The sequence below is a fragment of the Planctomycetota bacterium genome (assembly GCA_035574235.1).
GTDB lineage: Bacteria > Planctomycetota > MHYJ01 > MHYJ01 > JACPRB01 > DATLZA01.
Genome location: DATLZA010000136.1, coordinates 1 through 10,395 on the forward strand (window position 1 = coordinate 1; position 10,395 = coordinate 10,395).

9 protein-coding genes are annotated in these 10,395 nt (G+C 70.5%); 8 read left to right on the forward strand and 1 reads right to left on the reverse strand.

Annotated features, from left to right (window positions below; genetic code table 11):
• From VNO22_12570 to VNO22_12605, 8 genes are all read left to right on the forward strand, one after another.
• Positions 1 to 200 (forward strand): hypothetical protein (locus tag VNO22_12570; GenBank protein ID HXG62207.1); only part of this gene is annotated, 200 nt, incomplete at its 5' end.
• Between the two features lie 109 nt (positions 201 to 309).
• A complete protein-coding gene (locus tag VNO22_12575) occupies positions 310 to 1,944 on the forward strand; it encodes a protein kinase (GenBank protein ID HXG62208.1) in 1,635 nt (544 codons plus the stop codon).
• Between the two features lie 21 nt (positions 1,945 to 1,965).
• The gene (locus tag VNO22_12580; GenBank protein HXG62209.1) at positions 1,966 to 3,828 is read left to right on the forward strand and encodes a serine/threonine-protein kinase; all 1,863 of its coding nucleotides are present in this window, start codon (positions 1,966 to 1,968) and stop codon (positions 3,826 to 3,828) included.
• A gap of 64 nt (positions 3,829 to 3,892) precedes the next feature.
• The gene (locus tag VNO22_12585; GenBank protein ID HXG62210.1) at positions 3,893 to 5,860 is read left to right on the forward strand and encodes a serine/threonine-protein kinase; all 1,968 of its coding nucleotides are present in this window, start codon (positions 3,893 to 3,895) and stop codon (positions 5,858 to 5,860) included.
• 21 nt (positions 5,861 to 5,881) lie between these two features.
• Positions 5,882 to 6,796, forward strand: coding sequence for a sugar phosphate isomerase/epimerase family protein (locus VNO22_12590; protein ID HXG62211.1), 915 nt, complete (start codon positions 5,882 to 5,884; stop codon positions 6,794 to 6,796).
• Positions 6,789 to 7,577, forward strand: coding sequence for an oxidoreductase (locus VNO22_12595; protein ID HXG62212.1), 789 nt, complete (start codon positions 6,789 to 6,791; stop codon positions 7,575 to 7,577). Before VNO22_12590 ends, VNO22_12595 begins: the two co-directional genes overlap by 8 nt.
• A complete protein-coding gene (locus VNO22_12600; protein HXG62213.1) occupies positions 7,574 to 8,266 on the forward strand; it encodes an orotidine 5'-phosphate decarboxylase / HUMPS family protein in 693 nt (230 codons plus the stop codon). The genes VNO22_12595 and VNO22_12600 overlap by 4 nt, the downstream gene beginning before the upstream one ends.
• 4 nt (positions 8,267 to 8,270) lie before the next feature.
• On the forward strand, positions 8,271 to 9,317 hold the full coding sequence (locus tag VNO22_12605; GenBank protein HXG62214.1) for a zinc-binding dehydrogenase: 1,047 nt from the start codon (positions 8,271 to 8,273) through the stop codon (positions 9,315 to 9,317).
• A gap of 13 nt (positions 9,318 to 9,330) precedes the next feature.
• Here the strand turns inward: VNO22_12605 and VNO22_12610 are convergent, their stop codons facing one another.
• A complete protein-coding gene (locus VNO22_12610; protein HXG62215.1) occupies positions 9,331 to 10,194 on the reverse strand; it encodes a sugar phosphate isomerase/epimerase family protein in 864 nt (287 codons plus the stop codon).
• Positions 10,195 to 10,395 lie beyond the last annotated feature (201 nt).

Genomic DNA, 10,395 nt, shown 5'->3' on the forward strand with positions numbered 1-10,395 from the left:
CGTGGGGGATTCCGGGGACGGGGGGTCTTTTTCCGACGCCGGGTGTGGGGGGAGTTCAGTACAGGGTCTTTGTGGCGGATTTCGGGCGGCGGGAGGTGAGCTTTTTCCGAAGCGACGACGGGTCGGGGAGTCCGCTTTTCCTGATCGAAAATCCGCGGGTGATCGAGGCGCTCCGGAAGCGCTCGGTTCCGTGGCGGTAGCCGGTCCCGGGGGGACGGGTGCGTTCCCCGGCGGCGGAGCCGGGGGGCTGAGCTATAATTCTCATGCGGCCCGGGGGGCGGGAGCCGCGGCGATCGGGGAAGAGGCACCATGCAGATCCCGGAGGACGACGTCTTCCTGGGACGGACCGTTCTTGAGCGCAAGCTCGTTTCGCGGGAAGCGCTCCTCGAATGCCTCTTCCAATGCGCCCAGGAGCGCAAGGCGGGCCGGCCTCGACCGCTGGGGGTTCTTCTCGTCTCCCGGGGCCTGCTGCTTCAGGAGGATCTCGACGCGATTCTGGCCTCCCGCGTGGCCGCGGGCGGCGCCGAGCGCCCGCTCAGCGAGGCGGAGGTCGGGCGGCTCCTCGTCGCCGCGGGGCTCCTTTCGCGGGAAAACGTCGAGGAGTGCGTCCGTCTCCAGGAGGAAATGCGCCGCGCGGGCAAGACTCCGCCTCCCCTCGGGCAGCTGGCCGTGCATCGCGGTTACGTGAGCGAGCCTCAGCTGCGGCGCGTCCTCGGCTATCAGCGCAAGCTCGTCTACGAATGCTCCGCCTGCCGGGTGCGGATCCACGCCGCGCCGCCCCCGCCCGGGAGCCGGTACCGGTGCCGGACGTGCGGAAGCCCGCTCGTTCCCGCGGAGCCCGCGCCCGCGCCGGCGGCCTCTCCCCTGGCGCTTCGCGAGGCGGAGCGGGGCGAGGATACGCAGATGGAAATCGACCGCGCGGTGGCCGCCTTCCTCAAGCAGAAGGAGCTCGTCCGGCGGGACCAGCTCCGCGAGGCCCAGCGGCTCCAGATGGAATTCGCCCGCTACGGCCTCGTGGTGCCGCTTCTCGAGCTCGTGCGCCGGATCGGCGCGATCACCCTGGAGCAGCAGAAGAATCTGGAGGCGCGGAACTTCGCGGGAATGGTCCGGGGACCCGACTGGAAGGGTCAGCTCGTCCCGGGATATCGCCTCCTTTCGCGCGTCGCCGTCGGCGGGTTCGCCTCCATCTGGACGGCGGAGCCGCTCTTCGGGTCCGGCCGCGTGGCGATCAAGATCCTCCACCCCGAGCGCGCGCAGGATCCCCGCTCGGTGGCGCGCTTCGAATGGGAGGCGATGCTCCTGCGGCGGTTCGAATGTCCGTCGATCGTCCGGGGCCTCGACCACGGGTTCGAACGGGGCACGCATTACGTCGTCATGGAATACGTGGAGGGACGCTCCCTGGGACAGGCGCTCTCCGAAACGGGAGCCTTCCCGGCGCGCGACGCGCTCGCCCTGGCGCGCCAGGTCGCCGAGGCCCTCCGGTATCTCCACGGCCAGGGATACCTCCACCGGGACATCAAGCCGGACAACGTTCTCCTCGAGGCTTCGGGGCGGGCCAAGCTCTGCGATCTCGGATTCTCCGTGCCCATTCCGCGGCACGGCGCCGACGGCGGACGCCCGAAAACGGTCGTGGGCACCGCGGGATACATGTCTCCGGAGGCGCTCGAGGGCCGGCCGACCCTCGGAGTGGGCGGCGATCTTTACGCTCTCGGGATCCTCCTCTATGCGCTCCTGACCGGCCACGAACCCTACACGGGGGCCAGCTCGCAGGAAGTCGTGACCGATCAGATCGAATCCGGGCTGCCCGTGCCGAACCTGATGCTCGTGCCGGCGCCGCCTTCGGTCGTCGCGCTGCTCAAGCGCCTGATGCACCCGGATCCTGACCGGCGGTTCCGGTCGGCGGACGAGGTCCTGGCGGCGCTCGGGAATCTGGCCGTTTCGTAGTTCGTTCGGGAGGCGATCGGCGTGTCGGCCGACGACGCGGCGTTCGGAAAGTTCCTTCTGGACCGGGGCCTTCTCGCGCCGGAGGAGTACGAGGAGGCCGAGCGGGAGCGGCGCGCCTCCGGGCGTCCGCTCGCCGAGATCCTGGTCGCCCGCAAGTACCTCAACCCGGTCCAGGTGGCCGACGCCGCCGCGGCGATGAATCGGCGGGTGCGCTTCTGCGCCTCGTGCCGGGGGCCGGCGTACGTCACGCGCCTCATGGAGGAAGGGGAACGCTGCCCGCGGTGCCTGGGACCCCTCGAATGGCAGGCCGAGGCGGTGGTGGCGCAGATCCGGGATCTCGACAAGCTCGTCCAGCTCACCCGGGACGAGCTGCCTCCGGACGTCCAGGCCGCGCGCTCGGTGCCGGGCCGCATCTTCGGCAAATACATCCTCCTCCAGGAGGTCGGGCGCGGCGGGGCCGGCGTGGTCCACAAAGCGTGGGACACGATGCTGGCCGAGTACGTCGCCCTCAAGTTCGTTCGGGATCCCGGTCCGGCCGCGGGATCCGACCGCGAAGCCCGCCGGGCGCGGGAGGAGCGGATTCTGGACCTTCTGCAGGAAGCGCGGGCGGCGCTCCGGCTGCGCCATGAGCACATCGTGGCCGTGCGCGACCTCGGACGCGTGGGCGACCAGTTCTACATCGCCATGGATTACGTGGAAGGCCGGACGCTGGCCGACGACATCCGGGAGGCTCAGCGGCGGGGCCTGCTGTCGCCGCTCTACGAGGATCCGGTCTTCTACCTGGGCGTCGTGCGCGACGTCGCCAACGCGATCCATTACGCCCATACGTTTCCCCGGCCGATCGTGCACTGCGACCTCAAGCCGGGCAACATCCTTCTGAGCGCGGCCGGAGCGGCCTACGTCATGGACTTCGGCCTGGCGCGCGCCCTGGGACGGGGTCCGGCCGAGTCCGGAGAAGCGGACGAGCGCGTCCGCGGGACGCCCTCGTACATGGCTCCGGAGCAGCTTTCCGGGAGGACCGACCGGATCGGGCCGTGGACGGACGTGTACGCCCTGGGGGCGACGCTCTACGAGCTTCTGGCCGGCCGGCCGCCGTTCACGGGAGAGCCCCTGGACGTCCTCGTGCGCGCGTTGCGCGAGGACCCGGAGCGCCCCACCGACGTGGCCCGGCGCGCCTCGGAGGGGGCCGGCCGGGACTCGACGAAGATCCTCACCGGGCTCTCCAAGCTCGAGGAGATCTGCCTGCGGTCGCTCGCCCGGGAGCCGTCCGACCGGTACGGTTCGGCGCGGCAGGTGGCCGAGGAGCTCGGGCGGGTGATCGAGGCGGTGGAGGCGGGGCACGAAAAAGGCTTCGTGCCGCCGCGGCTCAAGGAAGCGCAGGAGCGCGCCGAGATCCGGCGCGTGGACGAGGAGATCACGCACCTTCGGCTCGAGGAAGCCGAGCGGCAGCTCGAGAAGCTCCGGGGTCGGAGGGACACCACCCGGATGCGCCATCGGCTGTCGGACCTGCGCCAGCAGATGGCCTTCGTGGAGGGGTTTCGAGGACGTCTGGTGGAACGGTTGAACGCGGCGCGGCCGACGTTCGCGCGGCTGGAGCTTTTCTCCGGGACGCTCGAAGGCGTGGAGGTCCTCAAGGCCACGTCGCGCAAGATCTATCTCCTGGTGGGCGAGGTCCCGAGGGAGGCGGAGTGGTCGGCGTTTCCGGCCGCGCAGGTGGCGGACATGGCGGAGGCGGTGGGACTGACCGCTCCGGCGGATCGGCTGGCGCTCGGGATTCTTTGCCATCACGCACGGCAGGCGGACCGGGCGCTCGCCTACCTGCGGTCGCTGGCCGGCACCGAATACGAGGAGGCGGCCCGGCAGGTGACGGCGACCGCCGGGTGAATCCCGGGGCGGGCGGAAGATCCCTACCGCCGCCGGAACCGGATTGATATACTCGGGCCTTCCTATGGTGGAGGGGACGCCGAGGCCCGATCCCGAAGTCCGCCCGCCGGCGGCGGACCCGATCGTTCTCAAGAACCGCATCGCGGTCCTGAGCCCGGAGCCCATCGCCGAGGGCGCCTTCGGCAAGGTGTACGTGGGCAAGATCCTCAACCCCGTGGGACTGCTGGCCGAGCGGATCGTCTGGGGCGAGGAAAATCCCCGGTGGCTCGGGATCGACGACATCCCCTACGAGGAACCCGGGCGCGATCTGGCCGAAGAGCGGCGGCTTCCGGTGCCCATCGTGGATCCGGCGCAGCGCCGCCGCATCTATCAGGCCGCCGAGCGCCTGTGGAACGATTACCTCGAGCGGCGCCGCCAGGACCGCGACCGCGCGGACGAGGAATATCGGGACCTTCTCAATCTGATCGATCCGCTCCTGCACGAGGACCGGATCATCGCCGTCAAGGTGCTGCGGCCGCCCGCCGACCCCGACCCCGATCAGGAACAGAAGATCATCGTCGATTCCGTCCGGCGGTTCATCAAGGAGAACGACATCCTGCGCACGCTCCGGCATCCCGGAATCGTGCGGCGGTTCGGACTCGTGCGGGACCAGCGGATGGGGTGGTGCCTGCTTCTGGAGTACATCGAGGGCGAGACGCTGGACGCGCATCTGCGGCGATGCCCCGAGGGACGCCTTCCGCTGCCGCGCGCGGTGCAGCTGGCCCGCGAGATCGCCGAGGCGATCGAGTACATCCACGCCCGCGGGGTCGTTCACCGCGACCTCAAGCCCCAGAACATCATGATCCGCAAGGACGACGGGCGGGCGGTGCTGACCGATTTCGGAATCGGCAAGTGGGCCGACGAGTCCCACACTCAGCAGTTCACGCAGTCGGGCGTGCGGATCGGCACGCCGCGGTACATGGCCCCGGAGCAGGCCCGGGCCGAAGGCCCCGTGGGCCAGGAGGCGGACGTCTACCAGCTGGCGACGATCCTCTTCGAGCTCGTCACGGGCCGCGCCGCCTACGAAGGGATGGAGCACGGCGAGGTCTTCCGGTGGCTCACGGATCCGGCCCGCCGCCACCCCACCTACGTGCGGGATCACGTGCCGGGGATCTCGCGGGAACTCGAGGCCGTCATCGAAGTGGGCCGCGAGAAAGATCCGGGGCGCCGCTGGACGATCGAAGAGTTCAGGGACCGGCTGGAGCGCGTCGCCGCCGAAGGGCTTTATGAGGAGCGCGGCCCCGCCCACGAGCCCGACTGCGCCGAACTGGTGGAGCACCTGCGGGAGGTCCGCATCCGGGCCAAGGAGCTGGCCTGGGAGGAGCACGTCCTCCAGCGGCGGCTCGATCTGGCCCGGCTCCGTCGCCGCCTGGAGGAGACGTGGGACCTGCTGCGGCGGGAGGCCTACCTGGAGGCGGGGACGGCGCTCGAAGGTATCCTCAAGGACGTGCAGGCTTTTCCGGCCCGCACCGCGCCGCTGCGGGCGGAAGTGGAGGCGCTCGAGCGGGCGTTCCGTCGGGCCAAGGCGAAGTACGAGGCGGAATATCTTCTGACCATGGCGGAGCAGCACTTCGCCGCCCGGCGGTATCCCGACGTGGGCGCGGCGCTCGACGCCGCATCGGAGCGCCTCCGGGCGCTTCCCCGCGAGGGCTACGGCCCGGTCCACGAGCGCTTCCAGGCGCTCAGCCAGCGGTACGACGCGCAGCATCGCTCCTTCGTGGAGCTTCTGGAGACGCTGCGGAAGTCCTTCATCGAGAAGATCCAGGAGCGGGTGCGGGAACTCTCGGACCTGGCGGCGGCGGGCCGGCCCCCGGACGCCTCGCGGCTGGCGGAGCTTCTCTCACAGGCGGCCACCGTGGAGCGCAACCTCCGGACGGTGGACCGCGAGAAGGTGGGGCCGGCCGCCTTCGACGCGACCCAGAAGGACCTGGCGGACCTTCGGGCCGCGCTCGAGGCGCTCCTCCGGCGGACCGCTTCCCCGGCGCCTCCCTAGCGCGGGAAGGAGAACGTTCTCATGCCTCCTCTGGCCGTCTTCCCCAAGGGCTTCTTCGACGCGCTCGTGGCGCGCCGGATGAGCCTCTGGGAGTGGATCGACCTGGCCGGGCGGCTGGACGTGGAGGGGATCGAGCTTTACCCGCGCTTCTTTCCGGACTTCGAGAAGGCCACGCTGGCCCGGGCGCGGCGCGAGGCGAACGCCCGCGGCCTGGAGATCCCGATGATGTGCAATTCGCCCGATTTCACTCAGCCGGATCCGGCCGACCGGGCCCGCGAGGTCGAGCGCGCGCGGCGGATGATCGAGGTCACCGCCGAGCTCGGGGGACGCTACTGCCGCGTCCTTTCGGGCCAGAACCGCCCGGGCCTGCGGGAGGAGGAGGCGATGAAATGGGTGGCGGACTGCCTCTGGGCGCTCGTGCCGCACGCCGAGCGGGCGGGGGTGGTCCTCTGCATGGAGAACCACTACAAGGACGGCCTGTGGGAGTATCCGGAGTTCGCGCAGAGCCACCGGCGGTACCTGGCGATCCTCGAGGCGGTCGATTCCCCCTGGCTCAAGGCCCAGTATGACCCTTCCAACGCCGTCGTGGCGGGAGAGGACCCGTACGAGCTTCTCGAGCGGGTGCTTCCCCGGCTGGCGACGATGCAGGCGTCGGACCGCTACCTCGAGGGGGGCACGATCGAGGACCTGCGCCGGATGGCGCGCGACCCGCAGCACGGCTACGCGAAGATCGTGCGTCACGGAGTCATCGGCCGGGGCCTGAACGACTACGACCGGATCTTCGGGACGCTGGCCCGGGCCGGATATTCCGGCTGGGTGTCGATCGAGGACGGGGACGGTCCCACGGTGGAGGAGGGGATGCGGAACCTGGAGGAGAGCGTGCGGTTCCTGCGCGAGAAATTCGCCCTGCACTTCGGAGGAGGGGGAGATGAGTAGGCGGCTGGAGGGGAAGAACGCGCTCGTCACGGGGAGCACCCAGGGGCTGGGGGCCGTGATCGCCCGGGCGTTTGCGCGGGAGGGGGCGCGGGTGGCGGTGACGGGGCTTCCTCCGGAGAAGGGACGCGAGGTGGCGGCCTCGCTCGGGAACGGGTCGGTCTTCGTGCCCGGGAATCTGGCCGACGTCGAAGAGACGCGGGGCGTCGCCCGGGAGGCGCTGCGGGCGCTCGGGGAGATCGACATCCTGGTCAACAACGCCGCCAACGTCGAGCGCTCGACGCTCGAGGACTTCACGCCGGAACTGTTCGACCGGCAGTTTCACATCAACGTGCGCGCTCCGCTCCTTCTGGCGCAGGAGCTTCTGGGGTCGCTGCGCCGCCGGCGCGGGGTGGTGATCAACATCGGCAGCATCAACGCCCATGTCGGCTGGCCGAACCTTCTGGTGTACTCGGCCACGAAAGCGGCGCTCCTGACGGTTTCGCGGAACCTGGCCAACGCCCTCAAGTACGCCCGGGTGCGGGTGCACTGCCTGAATCCCGGGTGGATGGACACGGACGGCGAACGGGTCATGATGGCCCGGCTCGGGCATCCTCCGGACTTCCTGGAACGGGAGGGGAAGCGCCTGCCTCTGGGGCGCCTGCTGAAGCCCGAAGAGGTGGCCGAGCTGGTGGTGCACCTGGCCGGCGACGGAGCGGCGGCGTTCAGCGGGATCGTGGCGGACCTCGAGCAGTACCCGATCGGGGTGCTCTGCCATCCCGAGGACACGGAGCCGATGCAATGAAGAAAGTGCTCGACGGAACGCCCAAGGTGCAGATCTCGCTCGATCTTCAGACGCTTTCGGACGCTTTGCCGACCGCGGCGCTGGCCGTGGAAGCCGGGGTGGACTGGCTCGAGGCGGGAACGCCCCTCATCCTCGGCGAGGGCCTGCACGCCGTGCGGGCGCTCCGGGAGCGCCACCCGGAACATCCGATCGTGGCGGATCTGAAGACAATGGACGCGGGGTATCTCGAGGCGGAGATGATGTTCCGCGCGGGGGCCACCTTCGTCGTGGTCATGGCCCAGGCGCACGAGCACACGATCCGGGAGGCGGTGCGGGCGGCGCGGCACTACGGCGGCTACGTGATGGGGGACCTCATGCTCCATCCGGACAAGGTCGCCATGGCGCGGAAGATGGAGGCGTGGGGGGTGGACGTGCTCATCGTGCACACGGGCTACGACGAGCGGCACGCCGAGCCGGGGAAGTCTCCGCTGGACGATCTTCGCCGGGTGCGCGCGGCGGTGCGGGTGCCGCTTCAGGCGGTCGGAGGGCTCTCGTTCGACCAGGCGGCGGAATGTCCGCGGCTGGGCGCGGAGCTGGTCGTGATCGGGGCGCCGCTGGCGGTGGCGGACCGGGAGCTCAAGCCGGGGGCCGACGCTCCGCGGCTCCGGGAGATTCTTCGGGAATTCGTTCGGCGCGTGAAGGGGGCCTGAAGCCATGGAAAAAACGATGCCGGCGGTGGTGCAGTTCGATCTCCGCAAGGGCGCGGTGGAGCTCCGGGAGATGCCGGTGCCGGAGCCCGGACCGGGGGAGGTTCTGCTGCGCGTCCGGGGCGTGGGGGTCTGCGGGAGCGACGTCCACCAGTACCACAACACGCAATCCTGGACGGTGCGGGTGCCGGTGGTGCTCGGGCACGAGTTCTGCGGGACGGTGGCGGCGCTCGGGCCGGGCGTGCGCGGATTCTCCGAGGGGGATTTCGTCGCCAGCGAGACGGCGGCGGTGATCGACGAAGGGTGCCCTCTGACGCGGCAGGGGATGTACAACCTCGATCCGGGACGCCGCGGGTTCGGCTACGAGATGCACGGGGCGATGGCCGGGTACGTCAAGGTTCCGGCCCGGTGCCTCCACCGGGTTCCCCCGGGAGTGGCTCCCGAGGTGGCGGCGATGACGGAGCCCTGCTGCGTGGCCTACCAGGCGACGGTGGTGAACGCGCGGGTGCGTCCGGGGGATCTCGTCGTAGTGATCGGTCCGGGGCCGATCGGGCTTCTGTGCGCGACGATGGCGCGCCTGTCGGGGGCGGGGAAGGTGGTGATCGTGGGGACGGCGCGGGACCGGGGGCGCCTGGAGGTGGGCCTCAAGGCGGGGGCCACGCACGCCGCGGAGGTGCCCCGGGACGACGTGGGGGCGCTGCTGAAGGATCTCGGAGACGGGCTGGGGGCGGACGTCGTCATCGACGCGGCGGGGGCGTCGGCGGCGCTGCGGTCGGCGCTGGAGTGGGTGCGCCCGGCGGGCCAGATCTGCAAGGTGGGGTGGGGCCCGCAGCCGCTGGACTTCTCGCTCGATCCGCTCGTCAAGAAGGCGGTGACGCTCCAGGGGAGCTTCAGTCACACGTGGCCCGTGTGGGAGCGGGTCCTTTCGATGCTCGGGTCGGGGCAGCTCGATGTGCGGCCGTATCTCTCCCGCGTGGCGCCGCTGTCCGAGTGGAAGGACTGTTTCGACGGCATGCACGAGGGGCGCTACATCAAGGCGGTGCTGACGCCCTGAGGGGGGCGGCGCTTCAGAACCGCAGCTCCGCCAGGTAGCGCAGCGACTGCGGGATCTGCCGCGCGGCGTCGGGCGATTCGTCCTCGATGAAGTGGTACTTCACGCCCGCCTTGCGGGCCGCGCGGAAAAAGGCGGGCCAGTCCACCTGCCCGGTGCCGAGCACCACGTTGTGGCGGACGTCGGTCTTCCCGCTCAGGTCCCCCGTGGGGACTCCCTTGCGGAGGTCCTTGAGGTGGGAGGAAACCCAGCGGCCGGGGTACTTCTCCAGGAGCCGCGCGGGGTCCTGTCCCGGCAGGACCACCCAGAGCGTGTCGATCTGGAAGGAAACCTTGGACGGATCGCAGCCGGCGATCATGAGGTCCGCGAGCGTTCCCGCGCCGTGCGGCCGGAACTCGAAGCCGTGGAAGTGATAGAAGAAGCGCACGCCGTGGCGCGCGGTCGCCTCGCCGGCCCGGTTGAAGACGTCGATCACCTCGCGGCACTGCGGCTCGTCGAACGGAGCCTTGTGGTTGGCCCAGGCGCAGCCCGCGTACTCCAGTCCGAGCGCCTTGGCCTCGAGCGCGACGGCGTCGGGCTCCTTCTTCCACCGGTCGTAGGGGAAATGGCCGGAGACGGCCTTGAGGCCGCGGGCTTCGAGCAGGGCGCGGAACTCCGCGGGAGGGAGCCCGTAGGTTCCGGCGAGCTCCACCGTCGTGATGCCGAACGACTTGACGAGGTCGAGCGTGGCGGGGACTCCCTGGGACTTGAATTCCTCCCGGAGGCTGTAGAGTTGAAGGCCGGGCGCGGGGACCCGTCCTTCCTCGCCCGAAGGGGCCTGGCCGGCCGCGCATCCTGCCGCCGCCAGAACTCCGAGAACCGCCGCGCGCATCGGCTTCATCGCGATCTCCTTCCGGTTGAGCCTGAGAGCGGCTCTTATTGTGGTTCGTCCGCCCCGTTCGCGCAAGCGATTCGGGCGCCGGGGGGGCGCGGGGCGCCGGAGGGCCGGCCCGGAAGGGGAGGCCGAACGCGAACGGCGGATCTTGCCGGGTCGCGGCGGGGCCGGTATCATCGACCTTATGACCGGGGAAGAGGAGATCCG

Coding starts and splice junctions, on each gene's coding strand:
- VNO22_12575 (HXG62208.1), top strand. CDS start 310: ATGCAGATCCCGGAGGACGACGTCTTCCTGGGACGGACCGTTCTTGAG.
- VNO22_12585 (HXG62210.1), top strand. CDS start 3,893: ATGGTGGAGGGGACGCCGAGGCCCGATCCCGAAGTCCGCCCGCCGGCG.
- VNO22_12590 (HXG62211.1), top strand. CDS start 5,882: ATGCCTCCTCTGGCCGTCTTCCCCAAGGGCTTCTTCGACGCGCTCGTG.
- VNO22_12595 (HXG62212.1), top strand. CDS start 6,789: ATGAGTAGGCGGCTGGAGGGGAAGAACGCGCTCGTCACGGGGAGCACC.
- VNO22_12600 (HXG62213.1), top strand. CDS start 7,574: ATGAAGAAAGTGCTCGACGGAACGCCCAAGGTGCAGATCTCGCTCGAT.
- VNO22_12605 (HXG62214.1), top strand. CDS start 8,271: ATGGAAAAAACGATGCCGGCGGTGGTGCAGTTCGATCTCCGCAAGGGC.
- VNO22_12610 (HXG62215.1), bottom strand. CDS start 10,194: ATGAAGCCGATGCGCGCGGCGGTTCTCGGAGTTCTGGCGGCGGCAGGA.